General features: G+C 54.5%; 17 protein-coding genes. 16 read left to right on the forward strand and 1 reads right to left on the reverse strand.

Annotation, left to right across the window (positions count from 1 at the left end; genetic code table 11):
- Positions 1-63: 63 nt before the first annotated feature.
- From nhaA to BSP75_RS16530, 4 genes are read left to right on the forward strand one after another with little or no spacing between them, the layout of a single operon-like run.
- Positions 64-1254 carry a Na+/H+ antiporter NhaA gene (nhaA, locus tag BSP75_RS16515; protein WP_075113917.1) on the forward strand — a complete coding sequence of 397 codons (1191 nt, stop codon included), beginning with the start codon at positions 64-66 and terminating at the stop codon, positions 1252-1254.
- The gene (locus tag BSP75_RS16520) at positions 1251-1658 is read left to right on the forward strand and encodes a hypothetical protein (protein ID WP_075113918.1); all 408 of its coding nucleotides are present in this window, start codon (positions 1251-1253) and stop codon (positions 1656-1658) included. Before nhaA ends, BSP75_RS16520 begins: the two co-directional genes overlap by 4 nt.
- Positions 1645-2577 (forward strand): transcriptional activator NhaR, encoded by a 933-nt coding sequence (gene nhaR, locus BSP75_RS16525; protein ID WP_005340434.1) that lies wholly within the window; start codon positions 1645-1647, stop codon positions 2575-2577. Before BSP75_RS16520 ends, nhaR begins: the two co-directional genes overlap by 14 nt.
- Before the next feature lie 51 nt (positions 2578-2628).
- Complete coding sequence (locus BSP75_RS16530) at positions 2629-2931, forward strand: metalloregulator ArsR/SmtB family transcription factor (RefSeq protein WP_013724128.1); 303 nt, start codon at positions 2629-2631, stop codon at positions 2929-2931.
- Between the two features lie 49 nt (positions 2932-2980).
- Here BSP75_RS16530 and rpsT read toward each other — a convergent pair whose 3' ends face one another.
- Complete coding sequence (gene rpsT / locus BSP75_RS16535) at positions 2981-3244, reverse strand: 30S ribosomal protein S20 (protein ID WP_005308808.1); 264 nt, start codon at positions 3242-3244, stop codon at positions 2981-2983.
- Positions 3245-3435: 191 nt separating this feature from the next.
- Between rpsT and murJ the strand changes: the two genes are divergently transcribed.
- The 12 genes from murJ to tapY2 all read left to right on the forward strand — a co-directional run bounded on the left by murJ (position 3436) and on the right by tapY2 (position 17422).
- The gene (gene murJ / locus BSP75_RS16540) at positions 3436-4998 is read left to right on the forward strand and encodes a murein biosynthesis integral membrane protein MurJ (protein WP_075113919.1); all 1563 of its coding nucleotides are present in this window, start codon (positions 3436-3438) and stop codon (positions 4996-4998) included.
- Between the two features lie 154 nt (positions 4999-5152).
- The gene (ribF, locus tag BSP75_RS16545) at positions 5153-6127 is read left to right on the forward strand and encodes a bifunctional riboflavin kinase/FAD synthetase (protein WP_075113920.1); all 975 of its coding nucleotides are present in this window, start codon (positions 5153-5155) and stop codon (positions 6125-6127) included.
- Positions 6127-8988 carry an isoleucine--tRNA ligase gene (ileS, locus tag BSP75_RS16550; RefSeq protein ID WP_075113921.1) on the forward strand — a complete coding sequence of 954 codons (2862 nt, stop codon included), beginning with the start codon at positions 6127-6129 and terminating at the stop codon, positions 8986-8988. The genes ribF and ileS overlap by 1 nt, the downstream gene beginning before the upstream one ends.
- Positions 8988-9485, forward strand: a complete 498-nt coding sequence (lspA, locus tag BSP75_RS16555; protein ID WP_058053940.1) for a signal peptidase II — start codon at positions 8988-8990, stop codon at positions 9483-9485. Before ileS ends, lspA begins: the two co-directional genes overlap by 1 nt.
- A complete protein-coding gene (fkpB, locus tag BSP75_RS16560) occupies positions 9482-9934 on the forward strand; it encodes an FKBP-type peptidyl-prolyl cis-trans isomerase (protein ID WP_075113922.1) in 453 nt (150 codons plus the stop codon). The genes lspA and fkpB overlap by 4 nt, the downstream gene beginning before the upstream one ends.
- Before the next feature lie 79 nt (positions 9935-10013).
- The gene (gene ispH, locus BSP75_RS16565) at positions 10014-10949 is read left to right on the forward strand and encodes a 4-hydroxy-3-methylbut-2-enyl diphosphate reductase (RefSeq protein ID WP_075113923.1); all 936 of its coding nucleotides are present in this window, start codon (positions 10014-10016) and stop codon (positions 10947-10949) included.
- Between the two features lie 110 nt (positions 10950-11059).
- Positions 11060-11485: a type IV pilin protein gene (locus BSP75_RS16570; RefSeq protein WP_075113924.1), complete on the forward strand. Its 426-nt coding sequence runs from the start codon at positions 11060-11062 to the stop codon at positions 11483-11485.
- Positions 11486-11487: 2 nt separating this feature from the next.
- Positions 11488-12054, forward strand: a complete 567-nt coding sequence (pilV, locus tag BSP75_RS16575) for a type IV pilus modification protein PilV (protein ID WP_075113925.1) — start codon at positions 11488-11490, stop codon at positions 12052-12054.
- Entirely contained in the window at positions 12051-13046 is a 996-nt protein-coding gene (locus BSP75_RS16580) for a PilW family protein (protein ID WP_075113926.1), read from the forward strand. The genes pilV and BSP75_RS16580 overlap by 4 nt, the downstream gene beginning before the upstream one ends.
- Positions 13043-13480, forward strand: coding sequence for a type IVa pilus pseudopilin TppD (gene tppD, locus BSP75_RS16585; RefSeq protein ID WP_075113927.1), 438 nt, complete (start codon positions 13043-13045; stop codon positions 13478-13480). The genes BSP75_RS16580 and tppD overlap by 4 nt, the downstream gene beginning before the upstream one ends.
- A 10-nt stretch (positions 13481-13490) precedes the next feature.
- Positions 13491-17144, forward strand: a complete 3654-nt coding sequence (locus BSP75_RS16590) for a PilC/PilY family type IV pilus protein (protein WP_075113928.1) — start codon at positions 13491-13493, stop codon at positions 17142-17144.
- Positions 17141-17422: a type IVa secretion system protein TapY2 gene (gene tapY2 / locus BSP75_RS16595; protein WP_058053944.1), complete on the forward strand. Its 282-nt coding sequence runs from the start codon at positions 17141-17143 to the stop codon at positions 17420-17422. Before BSP75_RS16590 ends, tapY2 begins: the two co-directional genes overlap by 4 nt.
- Positions 17423-17428: the final 6 nt, after the last annotated feature.

The raw sequence follows: 17428 nt of genomic DNA on the forward strand, positions 1-17428 counted from the left end.
ATTTTCCATTGGTTGTTGCAGGATATAGACTCAAATCAAAGCAATACGGTGGAAAATTTAACCATGAGTGACGTAATCAAAAAGTTCCTGAAGCTGGAGGCCGCCTCCGGAATTATTCTGATCATGGCTGCCATGCTGGCAATGATTTTAGCCAATACCGCGCTGGCTGGCGGGTATCAGGCATTTCTCGACACGCCGGTGCAGGTGCGCATCGCGGCCCTCGACATCAACAAGCCGCTGCTGCTCTGGATCAACGATGGCTTCATGGCGATCTTCTTCCTGCTGGTTGGTCTGGAAGTGAAGCGTGAAATGCTGGAAGGGGCGCTCTCGACCCGGGTTCAGGCGACCTTCCCGGCGATTGCGGCGGTGGGTGGCATGCTGGCGCCGGCCTTGATCTACGCCTTTTTCAACTATTCGGACGACGTGGCGCGCGCTGGCTGGGCGATTCCGGCTGCGACCGATATCGCCTTTGCCCTCGGGGTGATGGCGCTGCTCGGCAAGCGGGTGCCGGTGAGCCTCAAGGTATTCCTGCTAGCGCTGGCCATCATGGATGACCTCGGCGTCATCATCATCATTGCGCTCTTCTATACCCAGCAGCTGTCGCTGGAGGCTCTGGCCATCGGTATTCTGGCAACCCTCACCCTGTTTTGGATGAATCGTCGTGGTGAGGACAGGATCAGCCTCTACATGCTGGTCGGTCTGGTGCTCTGGGTGGCGGTACTCAAGTCTGGCGTCCATGCGACCCTGGCGGGTGTGGTGGTGGGCTTTATGGTTCCGCTGAATGGCAAGCGTTACGCCTCGCCGCTCAAGTATCTGGAGCACAAGTTGCACCCCTGGAGTGCCTATCTGATCCTGCCGCTGTTTGCCTTTGCCAACGCCGGGGTGTCGCTGGAGGGGATTGGTCTCTCCTCCCTGCTGAGTCCGGTACCGATGGGGATCATGCTGGGGCTGTTTATCGGCAAGCCGCTCGGGGTGTTCACCATCAGCTGGCTGTCGGTCAAGCTGGGCATCGCCCAGTTGCCGCCCGGGGTCAACTTCAAGCAGATCTTTGCGGTCAGCATCCTCTGTGGCATCGGTTTTACCATGTCGATGTTTATCGCGTCGCTCGCCTTCGAGCACGGTGGGCTGGATTACGGCAGCTACTCTCGCCTCGGGATCCTGGTGGGTTCCACCATGGCGGCGGTGGTCGGCTATCTGGCCTTGCGCATGGCCCTTCCCAAGGGTGAAGGGGAACAGAGTACGGAGGGACTATGAAGCTACATACAGGGTTGTTGATGCTGTTGCTGAGCCCAATGGCATGGGCCGGCGGGCTGGAGGATTGCAAGCAGGACGCCGCCTCGGCGAACTGCTCTGCCTATCTGAACGGAGTGGTCGATAGCGCCCTGCTGCTGGGGGACAAGCAGGCCAAGGCGCGCTTTGGCGAGACCTTCTCCGAGCGGGCGCTGAGCAGCCGGGCTGGCGAGCGGGTCAAACACTCCAACAAGCGTTATTGCGCTGATCGGATGCCCGACAAGGCACGCCTCAAGGCCAGCCTGATGGAGCAGTTTGGCGCGAACAAGGTTGACTCGGTCAGCGACATGTATGACATTCTGGCGGTTGAACTCAGCTGCTACCGGAGTCCGCGCACCGCGGGAACCCCATCGGATGTCACACCTTAACTACAACCACCTTTACTATTTTTGGATGACTCAGAAGAAGGGCTCCGTTACCCAGGCAGCGGAAGCCCTTTTTTTGACCCCGCAAACGGTCACCGGCCAGATCAAGCTGCTGGAGCAGCGCCTCGGCGGCAAGCTGCTCAAACGCAAAGGGCGCTCGCTCGAGGCGACCGAGCTAGGCCAGCTGGTGTTTCGCTATGCCGACAAGATGTTCAGCCTCTCCTACGAGATGCTCGATATCGTCAACTACCGCAAGGAGAGCCAGATCCTGTTCGACGTCGGCATCGCCGATGCCCTCTCCAAGCGCCTTGCCAGCCGCGTGCTGCTCTCTGTCATCCCCAATGATGGTTCCATCCATCTGCGTTGTTTCGAATCGACCCACGAACTGCTGCTGGAGCAGCTGAGCGAGCACAAGCTCGACATGATCCTCTCCGACTGTCCGGTGGACTCCAGCCAGCATGCGGGGCTGCTCTCCAAACGGCTGGGCGGCTGTGGCGTCAGCTTCTTCTGCAAGGCGCCGTTGCCCGAAAAGCCCTTTCCCGCCTGTCTGGAGGAGCGCAAGCTGCTGATCCCCGGTCGCCGTACCGCCATGGGGCGCCAGCTGACCCAGTGGTTTGAGCAACAGGGGGTTTCTCCCAGCATTCTTGGCGAGTTCGATGATGCCGCCTTGATGAAGGCGTTTGGCTTCTTCAATCAGGGCATCTTCATGGCACCCACCATCTATCGGGAGGAGATCCTCGAGGGGGAGGGGGTGATGCTGATCGGGGAAACTCAGGATCTGATGGAGGAGTATTACGTCATCTTCGCCGAGCGGATGATCCAGCATCCGGCGGTGAAGCGGGTCTGCGAGAGCGATTTTACCTTTCTCTTTTCCGGGCAGGAGAACTTCTCCGCCATCCAGCCGGCCACCCTGTCGTTTTAAAACGGCCCGTCACCACGTATCATCGGCGATGAGTGGCAGAGGAGAGATGTGATGCAACTTGAAGAGATGGAAGCCAATGCGAGTAAAGCGGTGGCCTTGCTCAAGGCGCTGGCCAACGAACGGCGGCTGTTTATTCTGTGCCAGTTGCTGGAGCGGGAGCTGTCGGTGGGGGAGCTCAACGAGCGATTGGGATTGAGTCAGTCGGCCTTGTCACAGCATCTGGCGCTGTTGCGGCGGGATGAGCTGGTGACGACGCGCAAAGAGGCCCAGACGGTCTACTATTCGCTGCGCAGCCATGAGGTGCGTGAAATGATCAGTTTGCTGCATCGACTTTATTGCAGCGCAGATAAATAAAAAACCGGCACTAAGGCCGGTTTTTTTAGCTTTGATCAGCAGAAGCTGATTAAGCCATAGCTTTGATCTGGGCAGACAGGCGGCTCTTGTGACGAGCAGCTTTGTTCTTGTGGATCAGGCCTTTGGTCGCCATACGATCCATGATCGGCTGAGCAACAGCGAAAGCGGCAGTCGCGGCAGCTTTGTCGCCAGAGGCGATAGCAGCGATGACTTTCTTCAGGTAGGTACGGGTCATGGAACGACGGCTGGCGTTGTGCTGACGGCGTTTTTCTGACTGAAGAGCGCGCTTCTTAGCAGATTTGATGTTAGCCAAGGTAAAACTCCTAAAACTGTCTTAGCGAGTGTATTGAAAAGGCCCGGAAATATGCCCTTCCAACCACATAATGTCAAATGATTTGTGCAAATAAACACCGCCTCCCGGTGGTGTGTCAGTAGGGAGACGGTTAAACTGTCGGCCGATTCTAGCAGCATTCTTTTCATTCTGACAGTTCCAGAGGCCTCGTCTTGAGTAAGAAATTGATCAAATCCGGCATGATAGTGTCCGGAATGACGCTGGCATCCCGCGTAATGGGCTTGGTTCGCGATGTGGTCATCGCCAATCTGCTCGGTGCCGGGGTGGCCGCAGACGTCTTCTTCTTTGCCAATCGCATTCCCAACTTTCTGCGTCGTCTGTTCGCCGAAGGTGCCTTCAACCAGGCCTTTGTTCCCGTAATGACGGAGTACAAGAAAAATGGCGACGAGGGGGAAGTGCGTGAATTGCTGGCCGCGGTGGCGGGTACGCTGGGGGGCATAGTGACGGTAGTTACCCTGCTCGGGGTGCTGGGGTCGGGAGTGCTGACCGCGCTGTTTGGCTGGGGCTGGTTCTGGGACTGGTTGCACGGCGGGCCTGCGGCCGAGAAGTTCGAGCTCGCCAGTCTGATGCTCAAGATCACCTTCCCCTACCTCTGGTTTATCACCTTTACCGCTATGGCGGGGGCCATCCTCAACACCTTCGGCCGCTTTGCAGTCTCGTCGTTTACGCCGGTGTTTCTCAACATCACCATGATTGCGGCGGCCTGGTGGATTGCGCCGCTGATGGACAAACCGGAGATCTCGCTGGCGATTGGTGTCTTTTTGGGCGGTTTGGTGCAGTTTTTGTTCCAGTACCCCTTTTTGCGCCAAATCAACATGCTGGTGTGGCCCAAGTGGGGATGGCATCACCCGGGAGTGGTGAAGATCCGCACCCTGATGATCCCGGCCCTGTTCGGGGTCTCGGTCAGCCAGATCAACCTGCTGGTCAACACCATGCTCGCCTCCTTCCTGGCGACCGGTGCCATCAGCTACCTCTACTACTCGGATCGCCTGCTGGAGTTCCCCCTCGGCCTGTTTGCGGTGGCCATCAGTACCGTGATCCTGCCTGCGCTGGCGAAAAAGCATGTGGATGCCGATCCGGCCGACTTCTCCCGCACCATGGATTGGGGGGTGCGGATGGTGATGCTGCTCGGCCTGCCGGCCATGATAGGCATTGCGGTGATGCGCGAGCCGATTCTGCGGGTGTTGTTTATGCGCGGCGAGTTCGGCCTGCATGAAGTGGCCATGTCGAGCGCCAGCTTGCTGGCATCCACCACCGGTCTGCTCTCTCTGATGCTGATCAAGGTGCTGGCACCCGGTTATTACGCCCGTCAGGATACCAAGACGCCGGTGCGGATCGGGATGATGTCGATGGCGGCCAATATGGTCTGCAACCTCCTCTTCATCTATCCACTCGGTTACGTGGGTCTGGCGCTCTCGACCGCCTGCTCGGGCACCCTGAATGCGGCCTTGCTGTTCAAGGGGTTGTACCAGCAGAGCGTCTATCGTCCCTCCCGCCATACCGGGGTGTTCTGCCTCAAGCTGCTGGTCGCCAGCGTACTTATGGGGGGCGTGCTCGCCTACCTGTCGCCGGATCTGGCCCAGTGGGGCGCATGGAGCATGGGCAAGGCCAGTTTGCAGCTGACCATGCTGTTGTCGCTGGGGGCTGCGGTCTACGCCGTGGTGTTGCTGCTGCTGGGTATTCGCCCGCGTCATCTTAAATCGGGGCAACAGTAGCCGTGATCCTGCGGCGCCATGGGGAGAGTGCCTCATGGCGCCACGGGGGGCGGGATTGGGCCCGGATAGTTGAAATCAGGCTATGAGGGCTGACCCTGCCTGCTGCCTGATATATAATCCGCCGATTTCCATGGCAGCAACGCACAAGGCACTGATGGAGCTTATTCGCGGCATTCACAATCTCAAGCCCCGTCACCGGGGATGTGTATTAACCATTGGCAACTTTGATGGGGTTCATCAGGGTCACCATGCGGTATTGGCACGTCTCAAGGAGAAAGCGGCCCAGCTGGGATTGCCCGCCTGCGTCATGCTGTTCGAACCGCAGCCGCTGGAGCTGTTTGCCGGTACGGCGGCGCCTGCCCGGCTGAGCCGGTTGCGGGAAAAGTATGAAGCACTGCGGGGGCTGCAGATCGACCGCATGCTCTGCGTGCGCTTCAGCCATCGCTTTGCCGAGCAAGCGGCTTCGACCTTCATCGAGCAGTTGCTGGTGGAGAAGCTCGGGGTGCGCTATCTGGTGGTTGGCGACGATTTTCGCTTCGGCAAGGGGCGGGAAGGGGACTTCCACTTGCTGGAAGAGGCGGGTCATCGCTTCGGGTTCGAGGTGATCAGTACCCAGAGCTTCCAGCTCGAACGGCAGAGGGTCAGCAGCACCCTGGTGCGTGAAGCCCTCAAGGCGGGCCGGATGGCGGAAGTGGAGCTGATGCTTGGCCGTCCCTATACCATCAGCGGCCGGGTGGCCCACGGCGACAAGCTGGGGCGCACCATAGGTTTTCCCACCGCCAATCTGGCCCTCAAGCGCCAGGTGATCCCGGTCGGTGGCGTGTTTGCGGTGGAAGTGATATGTTCCGGCAAGACCTTCCCCGGTGTAGCCAATGTGGGTGTACGGCCGACCTTGAGCGGTACACAAGCCAGATTGGAAGTACATCTATTTGATTTTTCTGGTGATCTATATGGTCAGCAGGTCAAGGTGCTGCTTCGCCACAAGCTGCGCGAAGAGCAGAAGTTTGCCTCTTTCATTGCCTTGAAAGAGCAGATCGAACGAGATGCCCTGGTGGCCCGAGCCTGGTTCGGGCTGCCACAATTCAATTTACCCAGCACTCTTTTAGAAAAGAAGGGAACCCAGGACTGATGAGCGACTATAAACACACCCTGAATCTTCCGGAAACCGAGTTTCCGATGCGTGGCGATCTGGCCAAGCGCGAACCCAACATGCTGAAACGTTGGTACGATCAGGATCTCTACGGCGCTATTCGCCGCGCCAAAGCGGGCAAGCCTTCTTTCATTCTGCATGATGGCCCCCCCTATGCGAACGGCAACATTCACATCGGTCACTCGGTCAACAAGATCCTCAAAGACATCATCATCAAGTCCAAGGGCCTCTCCGGTTTCGATTCCCCCTATGTGCCGGGTTGGGATTGCCACGGTCTGCCTATCGAGCTGAAAGTGGAAGGCATGGTTGGCAAGCCGGGCGAGAAGGTTTCCGCTGCCGAATTCCGCGCCGAGTGCCGCAAATACGCCAAGACCCAGATCGAAGCGCAGAAGACCGACTTCATCCGTCTGGGTGTGCTGGGTGACTGGGAACATCCCTATCTGACCATGGATTTTGGCACCGAAGCCAACATCATCCGCTCCATGGCCAAGATCGTTGAAAACGGCCACCTGCACAAAGGTTCCAAGCCGGTGCACTGGTGTACCGATTGTGGCTCCGCGCTGGCTGAAGCCGAAGTGGAGTACTACGACAAGAACTCCCCCTCCATCGATGTGCGTTTCAAGGCCGTTGATGAGGCGACCGTTGCCGCCAAATTTGATTGCGCCGAAAGCCACATCGGCAAGGGCCCGATCTCTGCGGTGATCTGGACCACGACCCCGTGGACTCTGCCAGCCAACCGTGGCATCGCCATGCACGCCGACCTCGACTATGCGCTGGTGCAGGTTGAAGGTGAGCACCCCGAGCGCCTGATCATGGCTGCCGAGCTGGTCAAGGACGTGATGGATCGTGCCGGTATCGAGCAGTTCCACAATCTGGGTTACGCCAAGGGCGCGGCACTCGAGCTGCTGCGCTTCAACCACCCCTTCTACAGCTTCGACGTGCCGGTGGTGCTGGGTGACCACGTCACCCTGGATGCCGGTACCGGCGCCGTCCACACCGCCCCTGGCCACGGTCAGGAAGACTTTGTGGTCGGTCAGAAGTACGGTTTGGAAGTGGCCAACCCGGTTGGCAGCAACGGCGTGTATCTGCCGGATACCGAACTGTTTGCCGGCCAGCACGTGTTCAAGGCCAACGCCTCTGTGGTCGAAGTGCTGACCGAGCGCGGCGCCCTGCTGCATCACAAGGTGTTCAACCACTCCTACCCGCACTGCTGGCGTCACAAGACCCCGATCATCTTCCGTGCCACCCCGCAGTGGTTCATCAGCATGGAACAGAAGGGTCTGCGCCAGCGTGCGCTGGAAGAGATCGAGCGTATCGAGAAGGATGGTATCAAACAGCACGGCCAGAGCGGCTGGGTACCGGCCTGGGGTAAAAACCGTATTCAGGCGATGGTCGAGAACCGTCCTGACTGGTGTATCTCCCGTCAGCGCACCTGGGGCGTGCCTATCTCCCTGTTCGTCCACAAAGAGACTCAGGCGCTGCACCCGGAATCCGTGCGCCTGATGCACGAAGTGGCCAAGCGGGTCGAGCAGTCCGGCATCCAGGCATGGTGGGATCTGGACAAGGCCGAGCTGCTGGGCAGCGATGCCGACATGTACGACAAGGTGCCTGACACCCTGGACGTCTGGTTCGACTCCGGTTCAACCCACTCCTCCGTGGTTGATGCCCGTCCCGAGTTCAATGGCAACCCGGCCGACATGTATCTGGAAGGCTCTGACCAGCACCGCGGCTGGTTCATGTCCTCTCTGATGATCGGCGTGGCGATGAAAGACAAGGCCCCGTACAACCAGGTGCTGACTCACGGCTTCACCGTGGATGGTCAGGGTCGCAAGATGTCCAAGTCCATCGGTAACGTGGTCAGCCCGCAGGACGTAATGAACAAGCTGGGTGCCGACATCCTGCGTCTGTGGGTAGCGAGCACTGACTACACCGGCGAGATGACTGTCTCCGACGAGATCCTCAAGCGCTCCGCCGATGCTTATCGTCGCATCCGCAACACCGCCCGCTTCCTGCTGGCCAACCTGAACGGCTTCAATCCGGCGACCGACATGGTTGCGCCTGCCGACATGGTGGTGGTGGATCGCTGGGCTGTCGGTCGTGCCAAAGCGGTACAGGCCGAGATCATGGCAGCGTTCGATGAGTACAACTTCCATGGCGTGACTCAGAAGCTGATGCAGTTCTGCTCCATCGAGATGGGCTCCTTCTATCTGGATGTCATCAAGGACCGCCAGTACACCGCCAAGGCCGACAGCCTGGCCCGTCGCTCTTGCCAGACCGCCCTTTATCACATCGCCGAGGCAATGGTGCGCTGGATGGCGCCGATCATGAGCTTCACCGCTGATGAAATCTGGGCACTGCTGCCGGGTGAGCGCGGTGAGTTCGTCTTCACTGAAGAGTGGTACGATGGCCTGTTCGGGCTGGAAGCGGGTGAAACCCTCAACGACGACTTCTGGGCCGAGATCCTCACCGTGCGTGGTGAAGTGAACAAGGCGCTGGAAGTGGCCCGTGGCGAGAAGCGCATCGGCGGCTCCCTACAGGCCGAACTGACCCTGTTCGCCAAGCCGGAGCTGGCTGCGCGCCTGAACGCCCTGGCCGATGAGCTGCGCTTCGTGCTGCTCACCTCCAAGGCCAAGGTGGTGGTGGCTGACACTGCACCGGAAGGCTCTGTGGCGACCGAGCGCGATGACCTGTGGCTGAGCGTGGCCCAGTCTGCCGCCGCCAAGTGCGACCGCTGCTGGCACCATGTGGAAGACGTGGGCACCATCGCGGGTCACGAAGAGATCTGTGGTCGCTGTGTGACCAACGTCGAGGGTGACGGCGAAACGCGTCAATTTGCCTGATGAACATGACTCAACATAAAAGCGGCCTGCGTTGGCTGTGGCTGGCTCTGCTGGCCTTTGTACTGGACCAGGCGAGCAAGCTCGCCGTGGTCAAGTTGCTGCCATTTGGTTACCCGGGGGTGGAGATCACCCCCTTCTTCAATCTGGTTCACGTCTACAACAAGGGCGCCGCATTTAGCTTTCTGGCTGATCAAGGCGGTTGGCAGCGCTGGTTCTTCGCGGTGCTGGCGTTTGCCATCTGTGGATTGCTGATCCACTGGCTGCGCAAGCAGTCGGTGACCCAGCGTTGGAGCGGTATCGCCTATTCACTCATCATCGGCGGCGCCCTTGGCAACGTCTTTGACCGGCTGGTGCTGGGCCATGTGGTCGATTTCCTCGACTTCTACTGGCAGCGTGCCCACTGGCCGGCATTCAACCTGGCCGACAGCTTTATCTTTATCGGGGCCGCCATGATTGTGTTGGACGGATTCCGTGGTGAGAAAAAGGAGCAGGCATGAGCCAGCAGATCACCACTAACAGCAGCGTGCTGTTCCACTTCTCCATCAAGCTGGAAGATGGTTCGGTTGCCGACAGCACGGCGCTGCATGGCAAACCGGCTCGGCTGCGGATGGGCGATGGCAGCCTGACCCCCACCTTCGAGCAGTGCCTGCTGGGCCTGTGCGAAGGGGAGAGCAAGAGCTTCACGCTGGCGCCTGAGCAGGCGTTTGGCCTCTCCAATCCCGACAATATCTACCATCTCGACCGTGCCAAGTTTGGTGCCGATGTGGAGCCAAAAGTCGGCACCATCATCCTGTTCGATCAGCCCAATGGCAGCGAGTTGCCGGGCATCATCCGGGCGGTAGCCGGGATGTCGGTCACGGTCGATTTCAATCACCCGCTGGCCGGTCATACCGTCACCTTTGAGGTGGAGATCCTGGGCGTTGATGATGAGGAGAAGGTGCACTAATGGATATTCTGCTCGCTAACCCTCGCGGTTTCTGTCGTGTTGATGTCGATCGCGCCATAGGCATGAGTGAGGTGTACTGATGGATATACTGCTGGCTAATCCCCGTGGCTTTTGCGCCGGTGTCGATCGCGCCATCAGCATTGTCGAGAGTGCGCTGGAGAAGTTTGGCGCCCCCATCTATGTCCGTCACGAAGTGGTACATAACCGCTATGTGGTGAACAAGCTGAAAGAGGCGGGTGCGGTCTTCGTCGAGGAGCTGGATGAGGTGCCGGATGACAGCATCGTCATCTTCTCTGCCCACGGCGTGGCCAAGACGGTGCGCGAGATGGCCAAGTCCCGCGCCCTCAAGGTATTCGATGCCACCTGTCCGCTGGTGACCAAGGTGCACATGGAAGTGCATCGCGCCAGTCGCAAGGGCTCCGAAGCCGTGCTCATTGGTCACGCGGGTCACCCCGAGGTGATCGGCACCATGGGCCAATACGAAAACAGTGAAGGTGGTATGTATCTGGTAGAAACGCCGGACGATGTGGCCAGGCTCAAGGTGAAGAATCCGGATGATCTCTGCTTCGTCACCCAGACTACCCTGAGTGTCGATGAGACCTCGGATGTGATCGACGCCCTGCGCAAGCACTTTCCCAAGATCCAGGGGCCACGCAAGGACGACATCTGCTACGCCACCCAGAACCGCCAGGATGCGGTGCGGGAGATGGCGGGGCTGGTGGATGCCATGCTGGTGGTGGGGTCTCGCAACTCCTCCAACTCCAATCGTCTGCGCGAGCTGGCCGAGAAGGTGGGCGCCAGCGCCTATCTTATCGACGATGCCTCGATGATTGAGGCAAGCTGGCTGGAAGGCGTGAAGGCGATCGGCGTGACTGCCGGCGCTTCTGCACCCGAGGTGCTGGTGCAATCCGTCATCACTCGCCTGCGCGAGCTGGGTGGCAAGGTGGTTGCCGAGCATCCCGGCCGTGAAGAGAACGTAGTCTTTGAGGTTCCTCCCGAACTTAGAATAATTTGAGTGCAGCCAGGAAGGCTTAAGAATAAAGTGTGTTAATAATGACGCCGGGTTTGTTCTAGTGACAGGCTCGGCGTTAAACTTATAAAGCAGTCAGTCACCAAGGATGGGATATGATTGGATACTCTCGTGGCTTTTCTCTTATTGAGCTGATGATTGTCGTCGCCATCGTGGCGATCCTCGGCACCATCGCCTACCCCTCTTATCAGCAATATGTGCTGACCAGCCATCGTGTCGAAGCCAAGAGCATGCTTTTGAATGCGGCTAATCGGCAAGAAACCTATTTTATGGATTTCAATCAGTATGCTTCGTCGATTACAGACCTAGGCATCGTGCTTGAGCCCGATGCCGGTTATAGCTTAGAGATTAGTATTTCCGCAGGAGTCCCTAGCCCTAACTTTACTTTGACAGCAACAGCCTCGGGAGCTCAGGAGGCTGATAGTCGCTGTTTTAAATTAATGATTAATCAAGGAAATCAGAAAAAAGAAAAAGATGCCGAAGATAAGGCCGGTAATCAAGTTGTTGGGTGTTGGGAGTGAATATGAAATCATCGATTATTTCATCTGCCGGATTTAGCCTATTAGAAGTGATGATTACTGCTGTGATCCTGTCGCTGGGGCTGCTTGCTCTGGTTGCTTTGCAAACCCATTCCAAATTTGCCAGTTATGAAGCTCGCCAGCGTACTATCGCCAGCTGGTTGGCTAACGATATGGTTGAACGGGTGCGGATAAATCGCGATAGCTGGATCGCATCCGGTGCCGTGACAGTCAATCTTTCCGCCAACTTGCCACGCCCGACATGTGCATCAGCAGATGGCACAATCAGCGCATGCAGTGCTGCAGATCTACGTAACGCCGACCTTCACTACTGGCAACAAGCCTTACTTGGGGCCAGTGTTTCGGGGGCGGCATCTTCCTTAAATTCACCTATAGGCTGCGTGGTGCGGCGGGCCAATAATGTATTGGCGGTCGGGATATTCTGGGCTGGTAAACAAGAGATATCTGATGGGGGGGCTGCTGCCGCCGCGGTAACGCTGATCAATGAGTGTCGACTCTCGACAGCAAATAATCTTTCGAGGCGTCAGTTTATTCTGACGACCACCTTATGAAATCCCGCGGTTTCACTCTGGTCGAGTGGCTGGTCGCCATGGTGCTCGGTTTATTCCTCTTGGCTGGGGTATTCACTGTTTTTGTTATGTCTCGCTCAAGCTCTGAAGATGCATTTGATCAAAGCGAATTACAGGAAAATGGTCGATTAGCCATTCGGCTGATTAGCCAGGATATAAAATGGGCGGGCTTTTTTGGGGCTTATACCGGTCAGTCGACACAAGTTGGATCCTCTCTGACCCTCAGTGCTGGCAGCATTATTCCTGCCAGTAGCGATTGTCTGGATGAGCGTTCTGTGGGGAGTTTGCCATCAAATGCTGGTCCCATCAGGGGGCTATGGGTCAGTCGGGTATCAGCCAGCAAAGGGCTGGCCGGGTTCGCTTGTATTCTCGCGGCTGATCGGGTGGCAAATAGCGATGTAATTAGCATCAAGCGATTGGTGGGGCGTCCTATACCAGCATCAGAGGGATTGGATGCAAACCGCTTTTATATGGCAGCCAATAGTCAGGAGGCGAGAGTCATCAAGGGGAGCGAAACCCGACCACTATTTGGCGCTAATAATGAGAGCCAAGCCTGGGAATACCAGCACTATATTTATTATCTATCGCAAGAAAATGGCATTCCTGTTTTACGCAAGCGCTATTTGACCGTCAATGGTGGTTCTTCTTTGATTGGTGGCGCCATGGCTGAAGGGGTTGAACATATGGTGCTGATGTATGGTGTTGATGATTCCTTGATCCCTGACGGACGTATCGACCGATATATGTCAACGGATCAGATGACAACGCAGCGGTGGAATGAAGGGCGAGTATTAGGCGCACGACTTTTCTTGCTAATTAGATCCGATCGGGAATCGAGCCGCTATAAGAATAACAATAGCTATCAACTCGGTAATATTACGGTCAATGGTGGAGGTGATGGTTATCGCCGTCTGTTATTGGAAAGTAGTATTGCACTACGTAATCAACAAATAGCTACCCGAGGTGGAACATGAGATCGGTTAAAAAACATCAGGGAGTTGCGTTGATAGTCGCACTGGTCATTCTGGTTCCTTTGACTCTGATTGCCGTAGTCGTCATGCAGTCCAGCGGTATGAGTCTGAAAATGGCCAGTTCTAGCGCCAGTTTGCAACGAGCAGAACACGAAGTTGAAGGCACCCTGGAGTCTGCATTGGGTGACACTTCTCTCTCAACACAAATTGCAACGCAGGCTATTGGCACTTCAGCTGCAATCGGTACGACCACTCCTGCGACCACCCTGACTATCAATACCGAAAGTGTATGCAAACGCAAATTTGAAGCCAGTAGCCAGAATGTAACACCAGCCTGTCGTTATGCTGAAGCCACTACATCCAGTGCTTATGGCAAAGTTAATAGCCAAATGGCCTTTACCGCCGGGGTAGAACAACCCCTGCTCAGTGCCAATTAGGGAGCAAGTTATGAACATAAGGATCTGTTTGCTAACAAGCTTGCTGGTGTTATGTAGCAGTATCTCCAGCACATCCATGGCGGTAGGGACTGGTTATTCCGATGATACCGAGTTGTTTATTTATGACTTTGCTAAAGCGGGTGATTTTAGACCGAAGGTTCTATTTATATTTGATAACTCAGGGAGTATGAAGAATACGACTGAAGTAGCCAAAGAACCTTATAACCCATCTTTTAATTATCCATCCTTACCTAATGATCCTGATGTTAATAACAGTCGTCGCTTCATTTATTTTTCTACTGATGGAAAAGTGCCTGCTATCAACAGTATCAAGAGATTCCGCGAGGCATTAAATGCTTGTGCGACATCTAAGAATACTCTAAATAGCATTGGTCGGTTTCAGTCAAGGGTGTGGGGGTACGAGGTAACATCAGGAAGCCCACCTGGTGATGGGAAAGGTAGTTGGCTTTCACTGAATGATGTCACTGATGGCAAACTATCAGTTGTTGACTGCCAACAGGATATTGATGAAGGGGTTCTGATTAATACGCAGGGTTTTATAGAAGGATTACCAGTAAATAAAACTAGATCGACAAAAGGAAGTTGGTATTACACCAAAAGCTATGACAATTCCGATAACAAGCCCTTAAATGGTAGTACCACACAGATTTCAATTTTTACTGCAAACTATGTACGTTGGTACTATGGCGCTACAGGGGTATCTATGCAGACCCGTTTAAAAGTTGCCCAGGATGCGGTAAAAGAGCTGGTACTGGCAACGCCTGCTGTTGATTTCGGTCTGGCGGTATTTAATTACAATGATGGTAATGCATCAAATAGTAAAAATGGCGGCAGGATAATTAGAGATATTATTGGTAATGATGCAATATTGTCCTCAGGAAAAACAGGTGCGCAAGATCTAATCGATAAAGTGAATGCTCTGAGTTCGGATACCTGGACACCTTTGTGTGAGACATTATATGAAGCCTATCGTTATTTCGGTGGTTTGAGTGTCAATTTTGGCGATGATGATACCAACCGTAACCCCAAGCGTGATTCCAATGCTGAGTCACCAGCCGGGACCTATAAATCCCCGTATGATAAATGCTCCAACAATGGCTATATCATCTATATGACAGATGGTGAACCAACCTATGACACTGCTGCCGATACCCTGATTTCAAATATGATTAATAGCTTGCCCGCTGCTGATAAAACTGCAGTTGGTTATGGTTCGTCAGGGGAAAAAAGCTATCTGGCGGCGTTGGCTGCTTATATGAAGAAAAGTGATGTCAATACATCTGCAGATGGTATTCAAACAGTCACAACATTTACTGTTGGTTTTGGGGATGAAGCAATTAATGGTGCGGGAGCTTTGTTGGCAGAAACCGCTCGTCGTGGCGGTGGAAAATATTATCCTGCCACTGATGCAACCCAACTTAACGAAGCATTAAAATCATCATTGCTGGCTATCTTGAAGATGAATACCTCGCTGGTCTCACCCGCCATTGCCACCAATAACTTTGATCGCACTCGCAGTCTTAATAATATTTACTACGCCATGTTTGAACCGGGGGCAGGCCCGCGATGGAAGGGTAATCTTAAAAAATTGGTGCTCGACCCTAAAAATGGATATGTGGTGGATCAGCGTGGCTTACCTGCTATCTCTGGTAACGGAACTATCCTTGAGGCAGCTAAAACATATTGGTCTTCAACCCGTGATGGTAACAAGGTTGCCGAGGGTGGAGTACAGGAGATGCTGGCAGCTAAAACCAATCGCAATATTTCTGTGATTCCCCCTTCCTCCAATACATTAAGTGTATTTAGCAAGTCAGCGCTTGAAAATATGGCTGGTGGGGTTGAGCAACTTCGCACAGTGATGGGGCTGGGCAGTAATGATAATATCGATAGCATTATTGGTTGGGCGAAAGGTCTGGATGCATTTAATGAGGATAGTGATAGCACAACGACAATTCGTGAGGATATTCTTGGGGATCCTCTTCATTCAAGGCCGCTGGTGATAAATTATGGTTGCACGGTATTGACCGGACAAACGTCGTGTAACCCTGACCTGCGAATCGTGATGGGGACCAATACGGGTTTCTTGCATATGTTCAAAGACAGCATAACCTCAGTTGATGAGAGCTGGGCAATCATGCCATATCAATTTATCGCCAATCAGAAAGCCTTGCAGGAAAATCGTGAATCATCGGTACATCTATATGGTGTAGATTCATCACCCACTGTGCTGGTCAATGAGCAAGTCAAAGATGGTCATATCAAGTCGTCACAAGGTGATAAAGTATGGTTATTTACCGGGCTGCGGGGCGGTGGCAAGGCATATTATGCTTTGAATATATCCAATCCGGATTCCCCCTCGCTAATGTGGCGGCTGGATAAAAATAACGCTGGCTTTGGCAAGCTAGGTGAAACCTGGTCTATCCCCGAGGTCGCATTTATTCCAGGCTATTCCATAGTAGTCAATGGTAAAAAGTCCTATAAGCCTGTCTTGATTTTCTCGGGGGGGTACGATCAGGCCAAAAGCTATTTGGGGCAGGGGGATGAGGATAGTGAGGGACTGGGGGTCTATATCGTTGATGCTGAAACAGGGGGTCTGTTATTCAGCTTTACCCCGGATGAAACCAGTGCAAAGAATAAGCAAGTCGCGGGCATGGTTTACAGCATGCCAGGCTCGGTCTCCGTGCTGGACAGTGATGGGGATGGTATTACAGATCGGATCTATGCGGGTGATACCGGCGGCCAGATCTGGCGTATCGATATGAAAGGAGAAGATAAATCAAAATGGACGGCCATCAAGTTTGCCAGTTTGGGTAATGCCCATTTAAGTGGGAATGATAAGAAGCTGGCAGACGACCGTCGCTTCTTTACTCAGCCCGTATTGGTGCGCACCATCAACAAGGGCTGGAAATATGATGGCACCAATTATCTCTACAGTGAGCGCCCGTTTGATGCTGTATTGATAGGCAGTGGTGATAGAAATCGTCCTTCCTCGGAAGCGACAACCCAAAATGTGTATGTGATGCTACGTGACTACAATGTCAATCCGACCCTGTTTGGCATAGACCCAGATACTAATGAAAATCCTTCTGTCATTACGTTAGATGATCTTTATGATGTGACCAGCGATCCATTTATTGGTTTGAATGAAGATCAGATCGTAAATACAACCAAGGTTTTGACCAGCAAGTTGGGATGGAAATTCTGGCTCAATGAAAGCGGTGAAAAATCAATGGGGGCTGGTTTGGTGTTGCAAGGCAAGCTCTATTTCACCTCTTTCCTGCCTCAGGTTCAGGATTTCCAGCAATGTACGATTCAATCAATCGGTGCCATGCGCCAGTATATGATTGATATGCACTACGGTACTTCGTTCAAATATGTGCTGGATAGCAACAATCAGGAAGTTATTCAGCGTTACGTAGAGGTGCAAAATAAAGTTGCTGATGATCTGGTTATTCATGGTGGGGATGATGGCCGGATTAGAATTATAGGTGGTGCTCCGGGCAAGGAGGTCATCCTTAAAGATGAGGGGCAGGGAGAGCCTGAACGTTGTACCGGTGAAGGTGAGTGCTCTCAAGGTGCGGAGGAGGCAAAAATGGATATGTCTCCCAAGAAAATCTATCTCTATGAAGGAGAACAGGGATGAAACGCATGCTGCTCTGGTGTGTGGGCTTGCCCTTGTTGGTTCAGGCTCAAACTGAAGACATAAAATGTTATGTCACTCTGGAAGGTGGCGTGCAGATGGTGTTGCAGCAACCGGTCGCTGATACCAGCAAGGCAAATCTGGTCAGGGTGTTTAAACAGAAAGGTTATGAGATTGATGGAGTGGTGCATCTTGTCACAGAGGTAATCGAGTGTGTTCCTTTGGCCGCCACCTTTTCGCTGGCTGATGCAAAAAAGCAAGATGAAATCCAACCCAGATAATGCTGC

Origin of the sequence: Aeromonas sp. YN13HZO-058 (assembly GCF_001921245.1) — a bacterium.
Classification (GTDB): Bacteria; Pseudomonadota; Gammaproteobacteria; order Enterobacterales; family Aeromonadaceae; genus Aeromonas; species Aeromonas allosaccharophila.